Here is a 23460-nt window from a genome sequence, read left to right on the forward strand (position 1 = left end):
GCGGCCGCCCGGCACCTCGAACCGTCAGAGCTCGTCGAGCGCCTTCTGGATCCGCTTGATCGAGACGGGGTACCGGGTCTTCATGGGGTGGGCGTAGAGGCTCACCCGCAGCTCCTCGATCATCCAGCGCACCTCGACCAGGCCCGCGGGGGGATCGACGCCCGCGGGCAGGCCGGCGATCTCGTCCGCGTACTCGTCGGCGACGACGTGGACCTGCGCGGTCCACTCGGCGTCGCGGGCCGGGTCGGTGCGGAGCTTGTCGATCCGGATCCCGACGGCCTGCAGGTACCGGGCGACGTCGGCGAGCCGGTTCGCCCCGGCCGCGGTCGCGAAGCCCGGGCCGACGAGGCCGTCGAGCTGCGCGCGGATGTCCGCCACGCCCTCGCGCGTGGTGGGCGAGCGCAGCTCGGCGAGCGCCGCCTGCACCGGGTGCCAGCGGTCCAGCACGGCACGGACGGCCTGCAGCACCTGCATCGTGGTGCCACCGAGGTGCTGGGCGAAGACGCCCCGGAGCCGCTCGAACCCGGCGGTGTCCCAGCACGGGCCGCCGGCGCGGGCGATCAGGTGGTCGGCCGCGCAGGTCAGGCAGTCCTCGAGCAGGGCGTCGACGCTGCCGTGCGGGTTGCGCGACAGCGTCAGCTTGGCCTTGTTGTCCAGCCCGCGCTGCACCTGCTTGGCCGGCGAGGGTGTGGCGAGCAGCAGCAGCCGCCGGACGCCGCGGCGATGCGCGGCGTCACGCTCGGCGGCGGTGGCGAACACCCGGACATCGACGGAACTGCCGCGGTCGACCAGCCCAGGGAAGCCGGTCACGACGTGCGTGCCGCGGCGGATCGGGAGCTCGTGCGGGAGGTCGCCCAGGTCCCACGTCGTCAGCCCGCTCCGCTCGACGTCCCGGCCCGCGGCGGCGATCTCCTGCCGGACCTGCGGGGCGAGCTGTTCGCGCAGGGCCTCGAGGTCGGTGCCCCGGGTCAGCTCGCGGCCCTTCTCGTCGACCACCCGGAACGTGACGACGAGGTGCTCGGGCAGCCGGTCCAGCTCCCAGTCGTCCCGCCCGATGCGCACGTTGCGCATCCGGCCGAGCTCGCGCTCCAGCGCGTCGAGGAGCGGCTCGTCCCCGGCGCGCACCCGGGCGAGGACGGCCCTGGCGTGGTCGGGGGCCGGGGAGAAGTTGCGGCGCAACGTCTTCGGCAGCGTCTTGATCAGCGCCGTGACGAGCTCCTCGCGCAGCCCGGGGACCTGCCAGGTGAACGGCGTCGGGTCGACCTGGTGCAGCGCGGCCACCGGGACGTCGACGGTCACGCCGTCCGTGTGGTGCCCGGGCTCGAACGCGTACGACAGCGGCAGGGTGAGCCCGCCGGCGGCGACGTGGTCGGGATAGGCGGAGCGGTCGACACCCCGCGCGGCCTCGGTCTCCAGCATCTCGACGGTGAAGTCGAGCAGGTCCGGGTTCCGCTTCGACTCCTTCTTCCACCAGGAGTCGAAGTGCCGGCCCGACACCACGGACGCCGGCACCCGCCGGTCGTAGAAGTCGAACAGCGTGTCCTCGTCGACCACGAGGTCCCGACGGCGGGCGCGGTGCTCGAGCTCCTCGGCGTCGTCGAGCAGCTCGCGGTTGGCGTGGAAGAAGCGGTGCCGTGTCTCCCAGTCGCCCTCGACGAGCGCGTGCCGCAGGAACAGGTCGCGCGACACCTCGGGGTCGATGCGGCCGAACTCCACGGTCCGGTCGGCGATCACCGGGATGCCGTGCAGCGTCACGCGCTCGGTCGCGACGGCGCTCGCACGCTTGCGCGACCAGTGCGGTTCCGAATACGTCCTCTTGACGAGATGCCCGGCGAGCGGCTCGATCCACTCCGGCTTGATCCGCGCGACGGTCCGCGCCCACAGCCGGGAGGTCTCGACGAGCTCGGCCGCCATCACCCAGCGCGGCGGCTTCTTGGCCAGTGCCGAGCCGGGCCAGATCGCGAACCGCGCGTTGCGGGCGCCGAGGTAGTCCCGTGCGCCGGGTCGATCCCTCCTGGTCCGCTCCTTCGGGTCCTTGCGCTTGTCCGTCTCCTCCAGCAGCCCCACCTGCGACAGCAGCCCGGACAGCAACGCCTGGTGGATCCGGTCGGCGTCGGCGGGCGAGTCGTTGGCGGTCATCCCGGCCGAGCGCGCGGCCTGCCGGAGCTGGCCGTGCAGGTCCCACCACTCGCGGATGCGCAGGTAGTGCAGGAACTCCTCGCGCAGCGTGCGGCGGAACCGGTTGCCGGACAGCGCCTCCCGCTGCTCCGCGAGGTACTGCCAGAGCGAGACGAACGCGAGGAAGTCCGAGCCCTCCACGCGGAAGCGGTTGTGCTGCTCGTCGGCGGCCTGGCGCTGCTCGGTCGGCCGCTCGCGCGGGTCCTGCACCGACAGCGCCGCGGCGATCACCAGCACCTCGGTGAGGCAGCCGGTCCGGTTGGCCTCCACCAGCATCCGGCCGAGGCGCGGGTCGACGGGCAGCCGGGCGAGGGCCTGGCCCACCGCGGTCAGGGCGCCGTGGTCGACCGCGCCCAGCTCGTGCAGCAGGGCGAGGCCGTCGGCGACGTCGCGCTTGTCCGGCGGCTCCACGAACGGGAACTCGGAGATCTCCCCGAGGTCCAGCGCGATCATCTGCAGCACGACCGACGCCAGGTTGGTCCGCAGGATCTCCGGGTCGGTGAACTCGGGACGCGCGTCGAAGTCGTCCTCGGCGTAGAGCCGGATGCAGATGCCGTCGCTCGTGCGGCCGCAGCGTCCCGCGCGCTGGTTCGCGCTGGCCTGCGAGACCTTCTCGATCGGCAGCCGCTGCACCTTGAGCCGCCGCGAGTAGCGCGAGATGCGCGCCGTGCCGGTGTCGATCACGTACTTGATGCCGGGGACCGTCAGCGAGGTCTCGGCGACGTTCGTGGCCAGCACGATCCGGTTGCCGGGGTGCGGGGCGAAGACGCGCTGCTGCTCGGCGGTGGTCAGCCGGGCGTAGAGCGGCAGGATCTCGGTGTTGCGGTAGCTCCGGCGCGTCAACGCGTCCGCGGTGTCGCGGATCTCCCGCTCGCCGGGCAGGAACACGAGGATGTCGCCGGGGCCCTCGCGCTGCAGCTCGGTGACGGCGTCGCCGATCGCGTCGATCTCCTCGCGGTCCGGGTCGGCGTCGGGGTCGTCCGGGTCGACGACGGGCCGGTACCGGACCTCCACGGGGTAGGAGCGGCCGGAGACCTCGACGATCGGGGCCGGGTTGCCGGCCGCGCCGAAGTGCCGGGAGAAGCGCTCCGGGTCGATGGTGGCCGAGGTGATGATCACCTTGAGGTCGGGACGCCGGGGCAGCAGCCGGGTGAGGTAGCCCAGGATGAAGTCGATGTTGAGGCTGCGCTCGTGCGCCTCGTCGATGATCAGCGTGTCGTACTGCAGCAGGTCCCGGTCGCCGGCGAGCTCGGCGAGCAGGATGCCGTCCGTCATCAGCTTGACCATCGTGCGGTCGCCCACCTGGTCGGTGAACCGCACTTTCCAGCCGACGACGTCGCCCAGCTCGGTGCCGAGCTCCTCGGCGATGCGGGCGGCGACCGTGCGCGCGGCGAGCCGCCGCGGCTGGGTGTGGCCGATCGTGCCGGTGACCCCGCGGCCCAGCTCGAGGCAGATCTTGGGCAGCTGCGTGGTCTTCCCGGAGCCCGTCTCACCGGCGATGATCACGACCTGGTGGTCGCGGATCGCGGCGGCGATGTCCTCGCGGCGCGCGCTGACGGGCAGGGCGGGCGGGTAGGCGATCCGGGGCACGGCGGCGCGGCGGCGCTCGAGGCGGTGCTCGGCCGCGGCGACGGCGTCGGCCACGGCCTGCTGGGCGGTGCCGTCGCCGGAGCGGCGGGCGCCGCGGAACCGGCGCGTCAGGCGGGCCGCGTCGTGCGGCCCCAGCTCGCCGATCCGGCGTTCGACGTCGGCGAGGACCTCCGTGGGCAGCGACGGTGCGGCGGCTTCGGTCCGTTCCGGGCGCGGGCCGCGGCGGCGACCGTTCCCGGAGTCACGACCGGAGTCGCGACCGGGGTCGCGGCCCGAGTCGGGGCCGCCGTCACGGCGCTCGTCGACGGGGCGGCCGTCGGAGCGGCCGTCCGGAGAGGCGCTGGCGGGGCCGGGCGCGTTCCCCCGCCTCTCGGCGGGTGCGCTCCGGCCCCGGGACCCGCGCCGGCGGGGTGGACGGCGGCGGGTCCGGTCGCCGCTCTCCGGGGCCGCAGCGCTGCCGTTCTGGGGCGCTGCCGCGGCCTGCGGGGCGGCGGGTCCGGTCGCTGTGGTGGGAGGCGGACCGGACGGGAGGGGAACGCCGGTGCGTGCGGAGGGATCGCCCGCGCGCGCAGCCGTGTTCCCGGTGGCTCGGATGGAGGTCATCGTTGTGCAAGTCTGCCTGTCGGGGGCGAGGACCGCGCCCGGCGGGCACGTGGTCCAACGGGCCGGCCGGAGGATCTGTTCCGGCGGGCGGTGTGGATCACACCCGCGTCCGGCCCAGTGTGGCGGACGCGGCGGGATCGGCGCGAGGGGATTGCGGGCGTGCCCCTCAGGCCGAGCGCAGGGTCGGGGTGATCTCCTCGGCCACCGGCTCGTCCGCGGCCGGGTGCTCGACGAGCGCGATCACGCGGCCGGAGAGGAAGCGCGCGGTGCGCACGGCCGTGCCCCCGCGGGTGACCTCGCTGACCTCGACGGTCCCGCGGGTCTGCGCGATGTCGACGCGACGCCCGGCGCGGGTCGCCTCGACCTCGTAGGTCTTGGTGGTGCCGCTGCCGGCGTCGACCACGATCTCGACGCGGTCGCCCTTCATGGCGTGCTCCTCGAGCGAAGTAGGGGTGGGGGGAAGGCCCGGACCGGACGGCCGGTCGCCTCTCGGCGCGTGGCCGCTCGCAGCGGCGGATGGTTGAGACCCGGGGACACGGTGTCCGCCCGATCCGGACGCTTCTTCCAACCCACGCCGGCAGGGAGGTATTCCCTGGTCGACGATGGGGTCCGAGCCGGACGCAGGTCGCCTCGCGGCGAGTGGCGCACCGCGGCTCCAGCCGTACGGTATTCCGCGGCGGCGTTTATCTGTTGCGGCCCGGGGACACTGCTCGCCCGGCTCGGACATGGGGTCCAACGGGCGGGCCCCACGGATGATTCCCGGATCCGGGGGGTGTCGTGGGTCACGTTCCGGATCCGGCCGCCTACGGCCTGCTCACAGGGCGTCGACGATCCCGTCGTTGTACGGCGTCCACGCCTCGACGGCCCACTCGCCGAACTTCCGGTCGGTGAGGACCACGCACGCCGCGCCGGCGTCGGGGTCGACCCACAGGAAGGTGCCGGACTGGCCGAAGTGCCCGAAGGTGCGCGGCGAGTTGCGGGTGCCGGTCCAGTGCGGGCTCTTGCCGTCCCGGATCTCGAAGCCGGCTCCCCAGTCGTTGGGACGCTGCGAGCCGTACCCGGGCAGCACGCCGTTGAGACCGGGGAAGACGACCTGGCTGGCCTCGGCGAAGGTCGCGGGCGCGACCAGCGTGGGCGCCTGCAGCTCGGCGGCGAAGCGCGCCATGTCCGAGGCGGTGGAGAACGCGCCGGAGCCGGCCGGGCCGCGCAGCTCGGTCGCGTCGAGCCCGAGCGGGGCGAGGACGGCCTCGCGCAGGTACTCCGGGAACTCGATGCCGCTGGCCTTGGCGATCGCGTCGCCGAGCACCGTGAACCCGGCGTTGGAGTAGATCCGCCGGGTGCCCGGCTTCGCCTGGACGTCGTCGGAGTCGAAGGCGAGGCCGGAGGTGTGGGCGGCGAGGTGCCGGATCGTGGAGCCCTCGGGCCCGGCCGGGTCGTCCCACTCGATCGCCCCCTCCTCGACCGCGATGAGCACGGCGTAGGCGGAGAGCAGCTTGGTCACCGAGGCGAGCCGGAACTGCCGGTCGAGGTCGCCCGCCGTCGCCCGGACCTCCCCGTCGGCGCCCACCACCGCGGCGGCGACGTGGTCGACGGGCCAGTCCAGGACGGCGCGCGTGGCGCGGGCGAGATCCACGGGTCGAGCCTAGTTGGCGCTACTCGAAATAGTGGGGCACGTCGACCGCCCCGCCCTGCGCCTCGAACTCGGCGTGCACCGCCTCGCGCAGCGCGGGGTCGGCGAGGTAGTCCAGGGCGGTCAGGGCGAGCCCGAGGGCCCCGTCACGGACCCCGGCGTCGCCGCCCGGGCCGCCCGCCGCCTCGGCGAACTCGACGGTGTGCAGCGAGTCCGTGGGTCCGGAGATCGCGAGCATCGGGTGGATGGCGGGCATCCGGTAGCTCAGGTTCCCCAGGTCGGTCGATCCGGTGAGGAACTCCGGCACCACGCCCGGCGCGAGCGGCGACCGGCCGCAGTCCCGCTGATTGACCGCCCATCGCCCGGCGAGGGTGCGGTTGTGCCGGATCGGCAGGTAGGCGGGCTTCTCGTCCCAGGTCAGCTCGACGCCGCAGCCGTGCATCAGGGCGGCGCCGTCGGCGATCGCGGTGAGCCGCGCCGCCAGGTCCCGCAACGTGTCCGGCTCCGTCGAGCGCACGTAGAACATCAGCGCCGCCCGGTCCGGGACGACGTTGGGGCGCGCCCCGCCGTCCGTGAACACCCCGTGCAGCCGGTCGCCGGGCGGCAGGTGCTGGCGCAGCGCCGCGACCCCGGTGTAGGCGGCGACGGCGGCGTCGAGGGCGTTGCGACCCATGAACGGCTGGGCCGCCGCGTGCGCCGCCACCCCGTGGAACACCATCTCGACCTGGCGGCGGCCGAGGAACGGGTGCATGGCGATGTCGTGCGAGAAGGGGTGCAGCATCACGACGGCGTCGACGTCGTCGAACAGTCCCGCCCGCGCCATGGTCTCCTTGCCGCCCCCGCCCTCCTCGGCGGGCGTGCCGAACAGCGTGACCCGGCCCGGCGCCCGGCCGGCCAGCGCGAGGTAGGCGCCGACCGCCGTCGTGCAGATGACGTTGTGGCCGCAGCCGTGCCCGATCCCCGGCAGCGCGTCGTACTCGGCGAGGATGCCGACGTGCGGGCCGTCGTTCCCGACGCCGACCCGCAGCGCCGTCTCCAGTCCGCCGACGCCGAGCTCGGGCTCGTGCCCGTGCCGCTTCAGCAGGTCGGCGACGGCGGCGACGGAGCGGTGCTCGTCGAACGAGGTCTCGGGGTGGGCGTGCAGGTCGCGGCTGAGCGCCACCAGCTCGTCGCCGAGCTCGACGACGGCGTCGGCCACCGGCTCGCGGAGCCCGTCGGGGGCGCCGGCGTGGTCCGAGTCCAGCGGTTCGGCGTCGGCGACCGCCCGCTCCGTCGCGGCCACCAGGGCGCGGAGGTAGCCGTCGTCGGGCCGGACGGGTTCGCTGCGCACCTGCCGCACCCTAGGCCAGGATGACCACGTGGCGGAGGTGCGCACCGGGACGTCGGGCTGGCGGTACCCGCCGTGGCGCGGCGTGTTCTACCCGAAGGGCCTCGCCCAGCGCCGCGAGCTGGAGTACCTGTCCCGCGCGGTGTCGTCGATCGAGATCAACGGCTCCTTCTACTCGCTGCAGCGGCCGGAGAGCTGGGTGAGCTGGCGCGAGGAGACGCCGCCGGACTTCCTGTTCGCGGTCAAGGGACCGCGGTTCGTCACCCATCTGAAGCAGCTCCGCGAGGTCCGCACCCCGGTGGCCAACTTCTTCGCCTCCGGCGTGCTGGCGCTGGGGCCCAAACTCGGGCCGGTGCTGTGGCAGCTGCCGCCGCGGATGCGCTTCGACGCCGACCGGATGCGGGCCTTCCTGGAGCTGCTTCCGCACTCGACCGGCGCCGCGGCCGACCTCGCCAAGGAGCACGACGAGCGCCTCGAGGGCCGCAACCTGCTGGAGACGGACGCGGACCGCCCGCTGCGGCACGCCGTGGAGGTCCGGCACGAGAGCTTCCGCGACCCGGCCTTCCTCGCCCTGCTGCGGGAGCACGACGTTGCGCTCGTCGTCGCGGACACCGCGGGGAAGTGGCCCTTCCTCACCGACGTGACCGCCGACCACGTCTACGTCCGGCTGCACGGCGACCAGGAGCTCTACGTCAGCGGCTACACCCCGGAGGCCCTGGACGTGTGGGCCGAGCGGATCCGCGGGTGGCGCGCCGCGGGCCTCGACGTGGTCGTCTACTTCGACAACGACGTCAAGGTCCACGCCCCCTTCGACGCGATCTCCCTGGCCGGCCGACTCCGTGAGTGACGACTGCCCCTAGAGGGGCAGTCGGCACTCACGACCACGGCTGACCTGCGGGTTCACGCCCATCGCTTGTCGTCGATCCCGAGCGCCCGCACCGAGCGGTCGAGCGTGGAGCGGGTGATCCGAGCCGTTCGGCGGCGGCGAGCTTGGGGCCGTTCGTCCCCGGGCGGTCGCTGCCCTCGCTGAAGCGGACCGAGCGGGCTCCGAGGGTTTGCGCCTTACCCGCTGACCCGTGAGTGCCGAGTGCCGCCAGAGGGGCGCTCGGCACTCACGACCCCTGCTGACCTGCGCGTATGCGCCAGTAGCATCCGGCGACCCAGCAGGACCCCGACGCCGGCGACCACCATCGCCGCGGCGGCCACGATCCAGGCCGTGGTGAAGGAGGCGTGCGCGGCCAGGAACCCGAACCCGACGGGCCCGAGGAACCCGCCGGCGTACACGCCCACCTGCACGATCGCCGTCGCCGCCGCGGGCGCCGACGGGTTCAGCCGCACCACGGCGAACTGCAGCAGGCCCGGCCACGACCAGCCGAGCCCGAAGCCGAGAACCGTCCCGACGATCAGCGGCACCGGCCCCGGCACGGCGAGCAGCAGCAGCCCGGCCGCACCCAGCAGCAGGCAGCCGGCGACCACGGCGACGTGCCCCCCGGTGCGCCGGTCGGCGAGCCAGCCGTGCAGCATCCGCATCAGCAGCCCGACGACGCTGCCGAGCGTCAGGACCAGGCCGGCCGGCCCGGGGTCCACGCCCCGGTCCACCGCCGACGCCACGAGGAAGATGCCCAGCCCGGTCGCCGACGCCGCGCCCAGGCCGGCGGCCGCGCCGATGACCGACAGCGCCGCCGTCGCCCGGTCCTCGGGGACCGTCCGGTCCTTCGCACCCGGGCCGGACCCCCGCGGGGCGGCGGCGAGGGAGGTCAGCGCCAGCGCCGCGCCGATCACGAAGGCCCAGCGCCACCCGACGGTCAGCGCGACGGCCGGGACGGCGACGCCCGCGAGCAGCGTGGCGAGCGGCACCGAGGCCTGCTTGACCCCGAAGGACAGGCCCATCCGCGCGGCCGGCATCGAGCGGGCGAGGGTGAGGTTCGAGGAGAGCTGGCCCATGACGTTGCACCACGCGCCGCAGAGCAGGATCGCGACCAGCGAGGCGTAGTTCCGCGCCAGACCGGCCGTGAGCAGCATGAACGTGGCGGCGCCGAGCACGGCGATCCGGCTCGTCCGGCCCGAGCCCAGGCGTTCGACGATCTTGCCGACGGGCAGCGACACCAGTGCCGAGACGCCGAAGTACAGCGCCACGACCAGGCCGAGCCCCGCCGGGTCGAAGCCCAGCTCGGCGGAGATCTGCACCGCGAGCGCGCCGGTCAGGAAGATCGGCAGCACGGTCGAGGTGGTGATCGCGACCGCGCCGGCCCCCACGCGGAAGGCGGTCTGTTCGCGGCTCACGATGAGCAACGCTAACGGACCTCCGACCCGAATCTCGCGCGCACGTGACGAATCCCAGGTCGCCGGGGGTCGTGAGTGCCTACTGCCCCTCTAGGGACAGTAGGCACTCACGGGGTGGGGCGGGCGCGGAGCTCGAACTTCTGGATCTTGCCGGTGGAGGTCTTGGGCAGCTCGTCGACGATCTCGACGTCCCGCGGGGCCTTGTAGCGGGCGATCTTCGACTTCACGTGCGCGATCAGCTCCTCCGGCGTGGCCTCGCCGCCGGGCGCGAGCACGACGAACGCCTTGGGCCGCTCACCCCACTGCTCGTCGGGCACGCCGATCACCGCGGCCTCCAGGACCGCCGGGTGCGACACCACGGCCTGCTCGACCTCGACCGTCGAGATGTTCTCGCCGCCGGAGATGACGATGTCCTTGGCCCGGTCGCGCAGCTCGATGTAGCCGTCGGGGTGCATCACCCCCAGGTCGCCGGAGTGGAACCACCCGCCCTCGAACGCCTTCTCGGTGCCCGCCGGGTCTTCGTAGTAGCCGGTCATCACGTTGTTGCCGCGCATGACGATCTCGCCCATCGTCTGCCCGTCCCGCGGCACGTCGCGCATGTTCTTGTCGACGACGCGCACCCGGTCGGTCTGCAGCATCCCGACGCCCTGCCGGGCCTGCAGCCGCGCGCGCTCCTCCGGCTCGAGGTCGTCCCAGGCGCGCTGGTACTGGTTCACCGAGTAGGGCCCGTAGGTCTCGGTGAGCCCGTAGACGTGCACGATCCGGAAGCCCATCCGCTCCATCTGCAGGATCGTGGTCGGGCTCGGCGGCGCGCCGGCGGTGGTGACGACGAGCTGGTAGTCCAGCTTCGTCGCCTGCTCCGCCCGCATGATCGTGGTGACGACGGTGGGGGCGCCGTTGAGGTGCGTGACCCCGTGCTGCTGGATGAGCTGCCAGATCCGGTCGCCGCGGACCTCACGCAGACAGACGTGGGTGCCACCGATGCCGGTGAGCGCCCAGGGCGTGCACCAGCCGTTGCAGTGGAACATCGGCAGCGTCCAGAGGTAGACGCTGTCCGGCGTGTGCGCGGAGTGCACGATCTCGCCGAAGGAGTTCAGGTACGCCCCGCGGTGCGAGTACTGCACACCCTTGGGCTTGCCGGTGGTGCCCGAGGTGTAGTTGATCGAGATCGTCGAGTCCTCGTCGGCGACCTCCCAGGGCAGCGGGTCGTCAGCGCCGCGGGCGAGCAGGTCGTCGTAGCGGACGCCGGAGCCGATGCCGTCCCCCGGGGTCGCCGGGTCGACCACCGTGACGATCTCCTCGACGGTCTTCAGCTCCCGCGCGACCGGCTCGACCTGCGGGTACAGCGCGGCGTCGACGACGAGCACCTTCGAGCCCGAGTGGTCGAGGATGTAGCGGATCTCCTCCGTCGACAGCCGCGTGTTGATCGCCACCAGGACCGCCCCGGCCAGCGGCACGGCGAAGTGCGCGACCAGCATCTCGGGCACGTTGGGCAGCAGGTACGCCACCCGGTCCCCGCGCTCGACGCCGGAGCCGCGCAGGCCGTGCGCCACGCGGGTCGCCTCCGCGGCGAACTCCGCGTAGGTCCAGGTGCGGTCGTCGTGGACGATCGCGGTCTTGTCCGGGTACACCTCGGCCGAGCGGCCCAGGAAGCTCAGCGGCGTCAGCGGCGTGGTCCAGACCGAATCCATCCGCCGATCCTCGCCGCTGGGTCCCGGGCCGGGCAACAGGTCGCGACTAGCCCTCGAGGGTGATGGCGGCCTTCGGGCAGGCCCGGACCGCCTCCTCGACCTTGCCGCGCAGTTCCTCCGGCGGGTTCTCGTCGAGGATGTAGAGGAAGTCGTCCTCCCGTACCTCGAACACCTCCGGCGCGGCGGCCATGCACAGCGCGTTGCTCTCGCAGAGGTCGAAGTCCACGTGAACCTTCATGGCGTCAATGGTGGACCTCCCGGGTCGGTGCCGGGTGACTCAGGACACCCTTGCCTGGAGCCGGTGCCCGGCAGGCGGGGTGCGGCCGCGCGGGTGCTCGGGCAGGGAGTCCGGTCGCCCTCCGCGCGGGCCGCCGCCGCGGCCCGGACGGCGCCGGCGAGGGCCAGCGGCGCGGGGGCCTGCGGGGTCGTGACGGGCGTGCGGGGCACGTGCGCGGACTGGTGCAGGGCGGTGGGCTCGACGGATCCGACGGGAGCGACGGGCGGGGTGACGCGGAGCTCGGCGGCCAGCACGGAGCCCGGCGGCCCGGTGTCGACGACGAGCGCGGCGCCGGTCAGGCCGCCGACGGCGACCACGGCCAGGCTCGCCGCCAGCACCGCGGGGAGCCGCGGGCGGAGCGGGTGACGCATCGGAGGCGGGGTCCTCTCCGGTGGGGTGCGACGGCCGGTGGGGGAGCGTGCCGTCGCTCCCTCATCGCAGGTCCCGGACCCGGGCGTTACACGTTCGGGTGGACGGTCGAGCGCCACCGCCGAACGGGGGCGTGCATGATCCGCGTCCCGGCAGCGGGACGTTCGATTGCCGAACGTCCCGCTGCCCGACGGCGGATCACCGACCGGTCAGACCGTGCCCGTGAGGCGGGCGTAGACGACGACGTTGTCCGCGTAGGAGCGGGCGGTGTCGTCGAAGGCGCCGCCGCAGGTGATGAGCCGCAGCTCCGCACCCGGGGTGTCGCCGTAGACCTCCTCGGTCGGGAAGGCCGACTTCGGGTACTGCGCCACGCGGTAGGCGGTGAACAGCGCGGTGCTGCCGTCGGCGCGGGCCACCCGGATCTCGTCGCCCACGGCCATCGCTGACAGGCGGGTGAACGTGCCGGGCACGCCGCTGTAGTCGACGTGCGCCGCCAGCACGGCCGGCCCGGACGCACCGGGCGTCGGGCCGAGGCCGAACCAGCCGACCGTCGTCGCGTCGGCCGGGACCTCGAGGGCGCCGTCCGCGGTGAGGCCCAGCTCGAGCAGCGGGCCGGACGCGACGCCGATCGACGGGACCTCGAGCCGCTCGGGAGCCGACGCGGCCAGGGGCGCCGTGGCGGCGGCCGGAGCGGCGGCCGCCGGGACCTGCGCGGCCGGCTGGGACGTCTGCGTCGGCTGGGTCGCCTCCGGGGCACTGCACCCGACGAGGACGACGAGCGCGGTGCCGGCGAGCAGGCCGGCCGCGAGCCGGCGGAACCGGCGTGCGGGCGACGGGATCCGGGTGCGGCTCATCGGAGGCCGGCCCCGCCCGTCGCCACACCGCCGACCGGGTAGACCGCGACCTGACGGCCCTCGGTGCCGAAGTGGTCCTCGCAGGCGATGCCGTCCGAGTCGGCGTCGAGCCGCTCCGGGTCGGACAGGTCGGCCAGCAGCACGGCCTGGGCCTGCGCCTGGGTGGCGAAGTCGGCGCAGTCGCGGTCGCCGGTCACCACGACGACGGCTGCGTCGACGGTGGTCGAGTCGTCCTCGTCCTCGGTGGGGGTGGCGTCGTCGTGGGTGGCGTCGCCGTTGTCGCCGTGGTCGTCGCGGTCCTTCCACCCGTCGTCGTGGTGGTCGTCCCGGCCGCCGTGGTCGTCCTCGTTGTTGTTGTGGCCGTCGTTCTTGCCGCCGTGGTCGTCGCGGCCGCCGTTGCCGTGGTCGTCGTGCGACGGCGGCGTGGTGGGCGAGGGCTTCGGGGGCGTGGTCGGGGTCGTCGGCGTGGGCTTGGGGGTGGTCGTGGGCGTGGTCGAACCCGGAGCGCCCTGGAGCGTCTCGCAGGCGATCCCGTCGCCGTCCTCGTCGAGGTTGTGCGGGTCGCCGGAGCCGGCGCTCACGTAGAAGTCCTGCGCCTCGCGCCAGGTGTCGAAGTCGGAGCAGTTCTTGTCCCCGACCGTCGGCTGGGCCAGCGCGGGTGCGGTGGCGCCGAACAGCAGGGCGGCGGAGACGGTGGCGACCAGCGCCGCGGCGCGGATCACGTGGCGTGCGGGGGCACGAGTGGGCATCGGTGTCCTCTCGAAGGGGGGCCCGGCCGCCGGTTCTTCTCGACGGCCGACCCGCCTATCGCGAGGATTACCTCCGTATTACCGCGTCTCATCCATCTTTGGTATGCGCGGCTGCTAGTCCTTCCGGAGCACGGGCCGCAGGGCCTCCAGGACGTCGACGCTCTCGATGGTCGAGGGCACCGGCTCGTCGGCGCCGTCGGCGATGCCGCGCATGGTCTTGCGCAGGATCTTCCCGGAGCGTGTCTTGGGCAGCGCCGGGACGACCGCGACCTCCTTGAGCGAGGCGACGGCGCCGACCTGGTCGCGCACCATCTGGACCAGCTCGGCGCGCAGCTTGTCCTCATACCCCTCGGCGGAGGCGTCGACGCCGGCCTTGAGGACCACGAACCCGCGCGGGATTTGGCCCTTCATCTGGTCGGCCACGCCGATGACCGCGCACTCGGCCACGTCCGGGTGGCTGGCCAGGACCTCCTCCATGCCGCCGGTGGAGAGCCGGTGCCCGGCGACGTTGATGACGTCGTCGGTGCGGCCCATGACGAACACGTAGCCGTCGGAGTCGATCCGGCCGCCGTCGCCGGTGAGGTAGTAGCCCTCGAACGCCGACATGTAGGACTGCACGAACCGCTCGTCGTCGTTCCACAGGGTGGGGAACGCGCCCGGCGGCAACGGGAGCTTGGCGACGATCGCGCCGTCCTCGCCGGCCGGCACCGGGCGGCCGTCGGTGTCGAGGATCTGGATGTCCCAGCCCGGCAGCGGGCGGGTCGGCGAGCCGGGCTTGATCTCCAGCAGCTCGATGCCCGCGGGGTTCGCCACGATCGGCCAGCCGGTCTCGGTCTGCCACCAGTGGTCGATCACCGGGATGTCCAGCAGCTCGGAGGCCCAGCGGTAGGTCTCCGGGTCCAGCCGCTCCCCGGCCAGGAACAGGTACTTCAGCCCGGACAGGTCGTACTTGCGGGCGTACTCGCCATTCGGGTCCTCCTTCTTCAGCGCCCGGAACGCGGTCGGCGCGGTGAACATGGAGCGCACCCCGTACTCGGACATGACCCGCCAGAACTGCCCGGCGTCCGGGGTGCCGACCGGCTTGCCCTCGTAGAGCACCGTCGTGGCGCCCGCGAGCAGCGGCGCGTAGACGATGTAGGAGTGCCCGACGACCCAGCCGACGTCGGACGCGGTGAAGATCGTCTGCCCGGCCGAGACGTCGTAGACGTTGGGCATCGACCAGGCCAGCGCCGTGGCGTAGCCGCCGCCGTCGCGGACCACGCCCTTGGGCTTGCCGGTGGTCCCGGAGGTGTAGAGCACGTACAGCGGGTCGGTCGACTTCACCGGCACCGGATCGGCCGGCGACGCCTTCCCGACGGCGTCGGCCCAGTCGACGTCGTTGTCGCCCATCGCCGCCTCGGCCTGCGGGCGCTGCAGGATGACCTGCTTGTCCGGCTTGTGCGCGGAGAGCTCGAGCGCCTTGTCCAGCAGCGGCTTGTACTCGATGACCCGCTTGCCCTCGATCCCGCACGAGGCCGACACCACGACCTTCGGCGCGGCGTCGTCGATGCGGACCGCGAGCTCCTTGGCGGCGAACCCGCCGAACACCACCGAGTGCACCGCGCCCAGCCGCGCACAGGCCAGCATCGCGATCGCGGCCTCGGGCACCATCGGCATGTAGATCACCACGCGGTCCCCGGGCCCGACGCCCAGCTCGCGCAGCACCCCGGCGAAGGTGGCGACCTCGTCACGCAGCTGCGCGTAGGTGTAGGTCCGCTTGGTGTCGGTGACCGGTGAGTCGTAGATCAACGCGGCCTGCTCGCCCCGACCCGCCTCGACGTGGCGGTCCAGCGCGTTGTGCGCCACGTTGATCTCCCCGTCGGGGAACCAGCGGTAGAAGGGCGGGTTCGAGTCGTCGAGGGCCCTCGTCGGCGCCTTGTGCCAGTCGAGCGCCTCCGCCGCCCGCAACCAGAACCCCTCCCGGTCCTCCACGCTGGCCCGGAAAACGTCCTCGTACGCGCCCACACCGGCCTCCTGACCTCGAACGTCCTCGCGCTTCCGGCCCCTGACCCTAGGCCGAACCGGGCCTCCGCGGGCGCCGAACTGCCCCTTCGGTGAGGCGACGGACCGTCATGAGTGGTCGACGTAACGTCACCACTCGGATGGCCGATAGGCCGAGCGGCGAGCGAAATCGTTCGTTCGGGTGAGGAACCTACCCCGCCGGCACACCCCGGTCGGGTGATCCATGGTCGGCGAAGGGGTGTGGGTGGACGCTCTGCACCGGGTGCGAGGTGGCCGGGGAGTCGTGGCAGGCCTGGTGGCGGCCGCGGCCGTGCTCGGCCTGGCCGTCGCGCTGCTGCCGTTCGGGTCGACGGGCGCGTCCGGCGCCGAGGACGGCTCCTCCCCCGCGCCGTGCGGTCCCGCCTGGGTCGCGGCCTGGCGGACCAGCCCGCAGGCGGGACAGCCCTTCGACCTGGGCGGTCGGACGTTGCGGATGCTGGTGCGCCCCCAGGCCACCGGTTCCGAGCTGCGCATCCGCGTCTCCAACCGGTTCGGCACGCGGCCCCTGCGGATCGACTCCGCGTCGGCGGCCGAGGCCGGGTCGGGTGCCGCGCTCGTGCCCGGCACCGCCCGCCCGGTCTTGTTCTCCGGCGCGCCGACGGTGGTCGTGCCGCCCGGGGAGGAGCTGGCCAGCGACCCACTGGTGTTCGTCGCCCAGCGCGGCACCCCGCTCGCGATCAGCCTGTACCTGCCGGAGGAGCCGGACCGGGTCGCCGTGCACCCCGTCGCGCTGCAGACCTCGTACGTCTCCGCGCCGGGCGACGTGGCCGACTCGGCCGACCCCGGCCCGTTCGGCCGGACGGTCTCGTCCTGGTTCGTGCTCACCGGCGTCGACGTCCTGGCGCCGCGCGCCGAGAACGCCGTCGTCCTGGTCGGGGACTCGCTCACGGACGGGGTCGGCAGCGACCCCGACCGGGACGACCGCTGGTCCGACGCGCTGGCCGGGCGGCTCACCGGCGGACTCGTCATGCCGGTGCTCAACGCCGGGATCTCGGCGAACCAGCTGCTCGGCGGCGGGACCGGCGAGGCCCCGGCGGCCCGCTACACCGCCGACGTCGCCTCGGTGCCGGGCGCCGCGGACGTCGTCCTGCACATCGGGACCAACGACCTCGCCGCCGGCCGGGACGCCGGGGAGATCGTCTCCGGGCTGGTCGACTACGCCGACCGGGTCCGCGCGGACGGGCGGCGGGTCTTCCTCACCACGATCACGCCCTCGACCGCGGGGGCGCACGGCGCCCCCTTCGCCGTGGTGCAGCGCGAGGCGGTCAACCGGTGGATCCGCACGGAGGGCCCGGCACACGCCGACGGGGTGTTCGACTTCGCCGCCGCGGTGGCCGACCCGGCCGACCCGGCCCGGCTCGCGCCGGCCTTCGACGCCGGCGACGGGCTGCACCTCTCGGCGGCGGGCTACCGGGCGCTGGCCGCGGCCGTCGACCCGGCGCGGCTCACCGGCAGCCCGTGCCTGGCCGGGGGCGACGCGGCGAGGGTGCTGGTCTCGGCGCCGCGATGAGGAAATGCTGGTCGCTTCGCGCGGTGGCTGCGCTGAGCGCCTACCGCCGGCGGCGGAGCCGCAGCTGGGCCCGCCGGCCCGCCTCGGCGGCGGTGACGGGCATCGGCCCGGTCGGGGCGTCCTCCTGCTCGAGCCGCTCGAGCACCCACTCCGTGGCCAGCGCGCCGGGAGAGGTCCCGCGCTCGTCGGCCACGCGACGGAGCTGCTCGATCCGCAGCGCCGGCAGCCGCAGCTGGAAGACCTGGGCGGTCCCGAACCGGCCGGTCGTCTCCGTGGCGCCCGGCTCGGCGTCCGGGGCGAGGGCGGCCAGGTAGGAGTCGAGCTCGGGGTCGTGCTGCTCCAGCTCGGGCCCGGCGGCCCTGCGGGCGGGCGCGCCGTGGCGCGACGGGCGTCGTTCCCGGAAGCCGGCCATGCGGGGAGCGTAGCGGCGTCACGTCACCCGGACGCACGAACGGCACCCCCGACCGGGGGTGCCGCCCGGTGGAGCCGGGGTCAGGCCAGTGAGTAGCCGGCCTCGACGACCGCGGCCTCGATCTCCGCCCGGCCGATCTCGCGGTCGGCGGTGACGGTGACGGCGCCGCTGGCCAAGTCGACCTCGACCGAGCGGACGCCGGCGACCTCGCCGACCTCCTCCTGCACCGAGCTGGTGCAGTGCCCGCAGGTCATGCCGACGACCGTGACGGTGGTGCGGAACGGGGTCTCGACGCTCATGGGTGGGGAGCCTCTCGTGCGGATCGGACAGCGGGTGGTCAGGACTTGACGAGCCGGGCGATGGCGTCGGCGGCTTCCTTCACCTTCGCCGCGCCCTCCTCGGGATCGTTGCGGGCCGCGTCGACGACGCACCCCGCCATGTGCTCCGAGAGCAGCTCGAGAGCGAAGGACTGCAGCGCCCGGGTCGCCGCGGAGACCTGGGTGAGCACGTCGATGCAGTACACGTCGTCGTCCACCATGCGCTGCAGGCCGCGGATCTGGCCCTCGATGCGGCGCAGCCGCCGGAGATGGGCCTCGCGGGCGTCGGAGTAACCGGGCATCGCGTTCCTCCCTGGGTCGCCCGTGTGTCGCTCTCGGGACAAGCATACCCCGAGGGGGTAAGTGGGTCCGGCTACACCGTTGTTCGCACCGTGGCGATCGTGTGACGCACCGTCGCGGTGCTCACCCGGGAAGGGGCATGCGATGCGGGTCTCGGATGGGTAACGTTCCGGCCACGGCCACGGGGGTGGCCGCAGGGTGTACGCCGGTCACGGGGCGCGGCGTCGGTCGGGGGATCGGCGGTCGTGCGTTCCGCCGTGCCCGTCTCCGCCCGCGGGTCACCCCGGGGCGCCAGGGGTCACGACCGAAGGGGAGACGTCGTTGAGCGGGATCGACAGTGTGCGGGGCAGTTCTGTCAACGGGCTCTCGAACGGGGTCGCCGGCGGGGAGGACCGGACCTCGGGGTCGATCCCCGGTCCGCGCACCGCGGCCGACGCCTACCGGGTCTCCGACGACGAGGTGCACCGCGCCCGGCTCGTGGTCGCGGAGAACTCGCAGGACCCGGACGATCTCCGGCTGCTGCTGGACATGCTCGGCCTGGTGTCCGGCAACCCCGACCTGCCGCCACCGGTCTGCCGCTGAAGGTGTACCGCAGGTCACAAACGCCGCCGACCGGGCCGAACGGGCGCGATCGACGCCCTCGCACGCGGTGTGACCTGCGGAAACACAGTAATAGGGGGGCGATTTTGGGCGGCGTGGGGGCGTGTCATATAGTTTCCTCGCTCCCAACGGACAGCCGTTGGAGGTCGAGGAACACCAGCGGTGATCCGAGCCCCCATCGTCTAGCGGCCTAGGACTCCGCCCTTTCAAGGCGGCAGCGCGGGTTCGAATCCCGTTGGGGGTACGGTAGGTCCATACAGCAAGGCCCAGTGGCGCAGTTGGTTAGCGCGTCGCCCTGTCACGGCGAAGGTCGCGGGTTCGAGTCCCGTCTGGGTCGCTTCACCATCCGGTTCCCCTCGGAGCCAGGGCCAGGTAGCTCAGTTGGTACGAGCGTCCGCCTGAAAAGCGGAAGGTCGGCGGTTCGACCCCGCCCCTGGCCACACCTTCTCCCACGGCCCGCGTCCTGCGCGGGCCGTTCGTGTCTGGCCGGCCGCGTGATCTCCTGCAGAACGCGGTCCACGGCCGTCGGCAGTGCGGAGTTGAGCTCCCACAGCACACCACTCCCGCGCGGATCCGTGAGCAACAGGTCCGCCACTTCGGTCGGCGGAGCGCGTCAGTGCGGCATGCAGCTCGGTCTCGTCCGGGGCGGTCGGGGTCTCGATCCCGCGGTGGATGAGCAGGGCGTGTTCGAGGTTGTCCAGTCCACCAGGTGCGGGCCGAGCCGCAGGATCTGCCCGACGATGATCCACGTCGCGACGAGGGCTCCGAGGCTCCACCACGTCAGCCCGACGAACGACACGAACAGCACCGCCAGCGTCACCCCGGAGACCGCGCTCAGCACCCGCTGCACTCCGTTGACCAGCGTGCTCGCCGGCGTCGCCTGCATGACGAGCAGCGCGGTGAGCGCCGCGATCAGCGGGGGCGGGTAGTGCAGCCCGAGCAGCTGGGCCACGAGGAATGCGGCGACCGCCGCCCCGTGAGCCGCCCGGCCCGGACCAGTGCCGACCGGTCGCGCTCGCGAACGCGGCGCAGCAGGTCGCCGCCGAGTCGCCGCAGCGCCCGCGCCGCGTTCTCCGTCATCTGCCACCGCCCGTCCCGGCAGAGCCTGCGGCCGCGGGGGCCACCGGACAAGGCCGTCCGCCCGACCGCCTGAGCCTTGACTGTTTCTGAAACCGGTTTCATCATGGGCGAGCCGGTCGTCGGGAGGGGAGAGGAACGCGTGTCGATCCGTGAGGTCGCGACCCGGGCCGGGGTGTCGCCCGCGACCGTGTCCCGCGTCTTCACCCGGCCGGACGCGGTCGCCCCGGACACTCGGGACCGGGTCCTCGCCGTCGCGCAGGAGCTGCGCTACACCCCGCATCCCGTCGCCCGCTCGCTCGCCCGGCGCCGCACCGGGAACCTCGGGATCGTCGTGCCGGACATCGCGAACTCGTTCTCCGCCGTCGTCACCAAGGCCGTGCAGCAGGAGGCCGCCCGCGACGGTTACGCCCTGTTCGTCTCCGGCTCCGACGAGCGTGCCCAGGACGAGGAGCAGTGGGCGCGGGCGATGGCCCCGCAAGTGGACGGGTTGATGCTCGTCTCCCCGCTGATGTCGGACGAGGCGCTGCGTGAACTCGCGGACATCCCGCTCGTCCTGTCGAACCGGCTGCTCGATGCGCTGCCCGCCGTCGTCACGGACGCCTCGGATGCCGTGGGGCATGCCGTCGAGCACCTCCATGCGCTCGGTCACCGCGAGATCGTCTACCTCGCCGGACCGGACGGCTTCGCGAACACCATGCGCCTGCGCGGCTACCACGGCGCCTGCCGGCGGTTGGGGGTGCGGCCCCGCGAGCTCGGGCCGTTCAACGCCCGCTTCGCCGACGGCGTCCGGGCCGCGGACCTGGTCCTCGCCACCTCCGCGACCGCCGTCGTCGCCTACAACGACGAGGTGGCCGTCGGCGTGCTCAACCGGCTGGCGGACCGCGGCCTGCGGGTGCCGGACGACCTGAGCGTCGTCGGTGTCGACGACACCTCGCTCGCCGAGATGGTCACTCCCCGGCTGACCACGGTGCGGCTGCCGGCCGCCGAGTCCGGGCGGGTCGGCGTGCGGATCCTGCTCGACCTGATCGACCGACGGCCCGCTCCGGCGGAGCCCGTGCGCCTCGCGGCGGAGCTGATCGTCCGGTCGAGCACCGGGCCGGTGCGGCACGGTGAGTGACCCGGGAGCCCGCCAGGAGGGCGTCGAGCGGCGGTCCTGGATCCTCACCAGGCTGCGCTCCCTGGGCTTCCTCTCGGTCGCCGACCTGGCGCGCGAGCTCGGCGTCACGCCGATGACCGTGCGTCGTGACCTGCACGCACTCGAGTCCGCCGGGCAGGTGCGGATGGTGCACGGCGGCGCGGCACTCACGCCGGGGGAGCTGCACACCCCTGCCTTCCCGGAGGACGGCCACAGCGCCGGTCGCTTGCGCGTCGCGGAGCGCGCCGCGACGTCGGTCGACGACGGGGATACGATCGCCGTCGACGCGGGGCCGACCGCCCTCGCGCTCGCCGGGGCGCTCCGACCGAGCTTCTGTGGATCGCTCATCACGCACTCGATGCCCGTGCTGGCCCTGATGGCCGCGCGGCGGTACACCTCGCGCACGGTCGCCCTCGGCGGGGAACTGCTCGGGGATCGGCACGCCTTCGTCGGCCCGGCCACCGAGGCGGCCCTCGACCGGCTCCGGGCGCGCACGTTCTTCTTCGCGCCCTCCGCCGTCGACGCCCGTGGAACGTACGCGCACTCGCCCGCCGAGGCGAGCGTGCAGCGCAAGCTGGCGGGCATCGCGGACGAGGTCGTCCTCGTGGCGACGACGGACGTGTTCGTGGCCTCCGCACCGGCCCGCGTGACGGACCTGGCGCCTCTCCATCGGGTGGTGACCGACCGGCCCCCGCCGCCGCCGGTCGCGGCCGCATTGCGAGCGGCAAAGGTGCCGCTCGACGTGGTCGGATGCAGTTGACCATCCATTCCCGACACATTCTCCCGGCGTGTTCGCAAAGCGACAAGAATTGTTCGAACCAGAACGTGGCCTCGTGTTGCGCGGGTCACATTCGCTACTTAGCCTCCTGGTCACGCCGCCGTCGAGATGATCTCGGCGGGCGTGTCAGATGTTCTGAAGAATGTCGTGAGTCGAGGGGAAGAGACGCCAATGACGGCGAGTCGGTCGGCCACATCGTCGGGGTCGCACAATAGGTTCCTGATCAAGCTGACGGTAATCTCCACACTCGGCGGCCTGCTCTTCGGCTACGACACCGGCGTGATCTCCGGTGCCCTGCTCTACATGAAGACGGACCTGCAGCTGACGTCCTTCACCGAGGCACTGGTCGTCAGCTCGCTGCTGTTCCCGGGCGCCGCCTTCGGTGCGCTGCTGGGAGGGCGGCTGTCGGACAAGCTCGGGCGCAAGGGCAGCCTGCTCGTCTGCGCCGGCCTGTTCCTGGTCGGTGCGCTCGTCTGTGCGCTGGCCCCGAACGTCGCGGTCATGACGGTCGGCCGCATCCTGCTCGGCTTCGGGGTCGGCGCGGCGGCCGCCACCTGCCCGCTCTACCTGGCCGAGATGGCGCCCGCGGACCGCCGCGGCCGGATGGTCACGATCAACGAGCTGATGATCGTCACGGGGCAGTTCCTGGCCTTCGCGATGAACGCGCTGCTCGACCACCTGATCAAGGACCCGCACGTGTGGCGCTGGATGCTCGCCGTCGCGGTCGTCCCGGCCGTCGCCCTGTTCGTGGGCATGTTCTTCCTGCCGGACTCCCCGCGGTGGTACGCGGTGCGCGGCCGGCTCGAGGAGACGAAGCGTGTCCTCGCGTTGAGCCGGGACGAGGCCGAGGCCGCCGAGGAGTACAACGTCATCGCGGAGCACGCGAAGCGGGACCTCGCCGAGGACAAGGGCGCGGCGATGCGCGACCTGCGGGCGTTCCCCTGGATGCGGCGGATCCTCTGGATCGGCTGCGGGCTCGCCACCGTGCAGCAGGCGACCGGCATCAACACGGTGAACTACTACGCACCCACGATCCTCGAGTCGACGGGCCTGGGCGCCAGCGCGTCGCTGGTCCTGACGATCACGGTGGGCGTGGTGGCGATCATCGGTACGGTCCTCGGGATCATCCTGCTCGGCTACATCAACCGCAGGCCACTGCTGCTCACCGGGTTCAGCGGCGTCGCCATTGGGCACGCGGTGCTGGGACTGTCGTTCCTGCTGCCCGAGTCCACCGGGCGCAGCTACCTGATCCTCGCCGCGATGCTGATCGTCGTGTTCTTCGTCCAGACCTTCATCGGCACGCTCGTCTGGCTCCTGCTGTCGGAGATCTTCCCGATGACGATCCGCGGCTTCGCCATGGGGATCGCGGTGTTCGTGCTGTGGACGGTCAACGCGGCGATCTCCTTCGCCTTCCCGCCGCTGGTCGCGGCCCTCGGGGCGAGCGCCACGTTCGGGCTCTTCGCGGTCATCAACGTCGGCTCCATCCTGTTCGTGCAGCGGTACGCGCCGGAGACCCGCGGCCGGAGCCTGGAGGAGCTGGAGGACCAGCTCCGGCGGAACGACTGGAAGCAGGCGGCGCGGTCCGCGCCGGTCGACGCCCACGGATCCTGACTCCCCGGCGGACTCGCCCGGCCGCCGTTGGGGCGGCCGGGTGATGTCCGCCCCGGGCGGGTGTTCCCGCGGTACCGGGCGATCCCGTCGAGCTCGCCGGGGCGGACGCCCGTGCTGCCGGCCCAC

The 23460-nt window shown here is 73.3% G+C and carries 21 protein-coding genes and 3 tRNA genes; 9 read left to right on the forward strand and 15 right to left on the reverse strand.

Annotated elements, in window-relative coordinates; all coding sequences use genetic code 11:
• Positions 1-24: 24 nt before the first annotated feature.
• From hrpA to PKE99_RS30120, 4 genes are all read right to left on the reverse strand, one after another.
• Complete coding sequence (gene hrpA / locus PKE99_RS30105) at positions 25-4371, reverse strand: ATP-dependent RNA helicase HrpA (protein ID WP_231498384.1); 4347 nt, start codon at positions 4369-4371, stop codon at positions 25-27.
• Positions 4372-4537: 166 nt separating this feature from the next.
• Positions 4538-4798, reverse strand: a complete 261-nt coding sequence (locus PKE99_RS30110; RefSeq protein ID WP_037051463.1) for a DUF8836 family protein — start codon at positions 4796-4798, stop codon at positions 4538-4540.
• A 387-nt stretch (positions 4799-5185) separates the two neighbouring features.
• Positions 5186-6004 carry a serine hydrolase domain-containing protein gene (locus tag PKE99_RS30115; protein ID WP_051738069.1) on the reverse strand — a complete coding sequence of 273 codons (819 nt, stop codon included), beginning with the start codon at positions 6002-6004 and terminating at the stop codon, positions 5186-5188.
• Positions 6005-6023: 19 nt separating this feature from the next.
• Entirely contained in the window at positions 6024-7331 is a 1308-nt protein-coding gene (locus PKE99_RS30120; RefSeq protein WP_037051514.1) for a M20 family metallopeptidase, read from the reverse strand.
• A 28-nt stretch (positions 7332-7359) separates the two neighbouring features.
• Between PKE99_RS30120 and PKE99_RS30125 the strand changes: the two genes are divergently transcribed.
• Positions 7360-8175, forward strand: coding sequence for a DUF72 domain-containing protein (locus PKE99_RS30125; protein WP_037051461.1), 816 nt, complete (start codon positions 7360-7362; stop codon positions 8173-8175).
• A 215-nt stretch (positions 8176-8390) separates the two neighbouring features.
• Here the strand turns inward: PKE99_RS30125 and PKE99_RS30130 are convergent, their stop codons facing one another.
• The 7 genes from PKE99_RS30130 to PKE99_RS30160 all read right to left on the reverse strand — a co-directional run bounded on the left by PKE99_RS30130 (position 8391) and on the right by PKE99_RS30160 (position 15555).
• On the reverse strand, positions 8391-9611 hold the full coding sequence (locus tag PKE99_RS30130; RefSeq protein WP_051738076.1) for an MFS transporter: 1221 nt from the start codon (positions 9609-9611) through the stop codon (positions 8391-8393).
• 107 nt (positions 9612-9718) lie between these two features.
• Positions 9719-11302 carry an acyl--CoA ligase family protein gene (locus PKE99_RS30135; protein WP_037051459.1) on the reverse strand — a complete coding sequence of 528 codons (1584 nt, stop codon included), beginning with the start codon at positions 11300-11302 and terminating at the stop codon, positions 9719-9721.
• A 46-nt stretch (positions 11303-11348) separates the two neighbouring features.
• Positions 11349-11540, reverse strand: a complete 192-nt coding sequence (locus PKE99_RS30140) for a ferredoxin (protein ID WP_037051458.1) — start codon at positions 11538-11540, stop codon at positions 11349-11351.
• Positions 11537-11950, reverse strand: a complete 414-nt coding sequence (locus tag PKE99_RS30145) for a hypothetical protein (RefSeq protein WP_037051456.1) — start codon at positions 11948-11950, stop codon at positions 11537-11539. The genes PKE99_RS30140 and PKE99_RS30145 overlap by 4 nt, the downstream gene beginning before the upstream one ends.
• A 207-nt stretch (positions 11951-12157) precedes the next feature.
• Positions 12158-12802, reverse strand: coding sequence for a class F sortase (locus tag PKE99_RS30150; RefSeq protein WP_037051455.1), 645 nt, complete (start codon positions 12800-12802; stop codon positions 12158-12160).
• Entirely contained in the window at positions 12799-13551 is a 753-nt protein-coding gene (locus tag PKE99_RS30155) for an excalibur calcium-binding domain-containing protein (protein WP_156067999.1), read from the reverse strand. The genes PKE99_RS30150 and PKE99_RS30155 overlap by 4 nt, the downstream gene beginning before the upstream one ends.
• A 114-nt stretch (positions 13552-13665) precedes the next feature.
• Positions 13666-15555: a propionyl-CoA synthetase gene (locus tag PKE99_RS30160; protein ID WP_037051454.1), complete on the reverse strand. Its 1890-nt coding sequence runs from the start codon at positions 15553-15555 to the stop codon at positions 13666-13668.
• Positions 15556-15835: 280 nt separating this feature from the next.
• Between PKE99_RS30160 and PKE99_RS30165 the strand changes: the two genes are divergently transcribed.
• Positions 15836-17101: a GDSL-type esterase/lipase family protein gene (locus PKE99_RS30165; protein ID WP_051738068.1), complete on the forward strand. Its 1266-nt coding sequence runs from the start codon at positions 15836-15838 to the stop codon at positions 17099-17101.
• Between the two features lie 40 nt (positions 17102-17141).
• Here the strand turns inward: PKE99_RS30165 and PKE99_RS30170 are convergent, their stop codons facing one another.
• The 3 genes from PKE99_RS30170 to PKE99_RS30180 all read right to left on the reverse strand — a co-directional run bounded on the left by PKE99_RS30170 (position 17142) and on the right by PKE99_RS30180 (position 18132).
• Positions 17142-17513: a hypothetical protein gene (locus tag PKE99_RS30170; RefSeq protein WP_063739860.1), complete on the reverse strand. Its 372-nt coding sequence runs from the start codon at positions 17511-17513 to the stop codon at positions 17142-17144.
• Between the two features lie 80 nt (positions 17514-17593).
• The gene (locus PKE99_RS30175; protein WP_037051451.1) at positions 17594-17812 is read right to left on the reverse strand and encodes a heavy-metal-associated domain-containing protein; all 219 of its coding nucleotides are present in this window, start codon (positions 17810-17812) and stop codon (positions 17594-17596) included.
• A 38-nt stretch (positions 17813-17850) separates the two neighbouring features.
• Positions 17851-18132 carry a metal-sensitive transcriptional regulator gene (locus tag PKE99_RS30180; protein ID WP_037051449.1) on the reverse strand — a complete coding sequence of 94 codons (282 nt, stop codon included), beginning with the start codon at positions 18130-18132 and terminating at the stop codon, positions 17851-17853.
• Between the two features lie 319 nt (positions 18133-18451).
• Between PKE99_RS30180 and PKE99_RS30185 the strand changes: the two genes are divergently transcribed.
• From PKE99_RS30185 to PKE99_RS30200, 4 genes are all read left to right on the forward strand, one after another.
• Positions 18452-18712, forward strand: a complete 261-nt coding sequence (locus PKE99_RS30185; protein WP_156067997.1) for a hypothetical protein — start codon at positions 18452-18454, stop codon at positions 18710-18712.
• 189 nt (positions 18713-18901) lie between these two features.
• Positions 18902-18974: transfer RNA gene (locus PKE99_RS30190), tRNA-Glu, on the forward strand.
• Between the two features lie 19 nt (positions 18975-18993).
• A tRNA-Asp gene (locus tag PKE99_RS30195) sits at positions 18994-19067 on the forward strand.
• Positions 19068-19096: 29 nt separating this feature from the next.
• A tRNA-Phe gene (locus PKE99_RS30200) sits at positions 19097-19170 on the forward strand.
• A 173-nt stretch (positions 19171-19343) separates the two neighbouring features.
• Here PKE99_RS30200 and PKE99_RS30205 read toward each other — a convergent pair.
• A complete protein-coding gene (locus PKE99_RS30205; protein ID WP_269323051.1) occupies positions 19344-19817 on the reverse strand; it encodes an aromatic acid exporter family protein in 474 nt (157 codons plus the stop codon).
• Between the two features lie 132 nt (positions 19818-19949).
• Between PKE99_RS30205 and PKE99_RS30210 the strand changes: the two genes are divergently transcribed.
• The 3 genes from PKE99_RS30210 to PKE99_RS30220 all read left to right on the forward strand — a co-directional run bounded on the left by PKE99_RS30210 (position 19950) and on the right by PKE99_RS30220 (position 23334).
• Positions 19950-20927, forward strand: a complete 978-nt coding sequence (locus PKE99_RS30210) for a LacI family DNA-binding transcriptional regulator (RefSeq protein WP_037051445.1) — start codon at positions 19950-19952, stop codon at positions 20925-20927.
• Positions 20920-21705 carry a DeoR/GlpR family DNA-binding transcription regulator gene (locus tag PKE99_RS30215; RefSeq protein WP_037051444.1) on the forward strand — a complete coding sequence of 262 codons (786 nt, stop codon included), beginning with the start codon at positions 20920-20922 and terminating at the stop codon, positions 21703-21705. The genes PKE99_RS30210 and PKE99_RS30215 overlap by 8 nt, the downstream gene beginning before the upstream one ends.
• Positions 21706-21894: 189 nt before the next feature.
• Positions 21895-23334, forward strand: coding sequence for a sugar porter family MFS transporter (locus PKE99_RS30220; RefSeq protein WP_037051442.1), 1440 nt, complete (start codon positions 21895-21897; stop codon positions 23332-23334).
• The last annotated feature ends 126 nt before the right edge of the window (positions 23335-23460 follow it).

The organism is Pseudonocardia halophobica (assembly GCF_027922425.1).
Classification (GTDB): Bacteria; Actinomycetota; Actinomycetes; order Mycobacteriales; family Pseudonocardiaceae; genus Pseudonocardia; species Pseudonocardia halophobica.